Origin of the sequence: Xenorhabdus bovienii, from assembly GCF_024721015.1 — a bacterium.
GTDB classification, from domain to species: Bacteria; Pseudomonadota; Gammaproteobacteria; order Enterobacterales; family Enterobacteriaceae; genus Xenorhabdus; species Xenorhabdus bovienii.
The window spans coordinates 1-277 of sequence record NZ_JANAIF010000407.1 but is presented as its reverse complement, the minus strand read 5'-3'; the positions used below and the strand labels follow the sequence as shown (position 1 = coordinate 277).

1 pseudogene is annotated in these 277 nt (G+C 45.8%); it reads left to right on the top strand.

Features of this window, described 5'->3' with window-relative positions:
• Window positions 1-277: pseudogene (locus tag NXS07_RS22685) on the top strand (hypothetical protein); the annotation flags it as partial.

The following is a 277-nucleotide window of genomic DNA, read 5'->3' as shown; positions in this document are numbered from 1 at the left end:
CAATGTTGACAATCCAACGATTACTACCCCGCTTTTCACTAATCTGAAAGTTAAGGATGCCATCGTAGACCGGATCAAGGATAAGAAAGGTATCCGCCCCAATTCTGGATCAGACGCCAATAAAACCGTTGTGCATCTTTACTGGAAAGATGATGAAGCAGATATTTTCCTGGATACCTCAGGAGAAACACTTGCAAAACACGGATACCGTAAAATACCAGGCAAAGCCCCTATGCTCGAAGCACTGGCGGCAAGCGTGGTGATGAGCACCAAATGG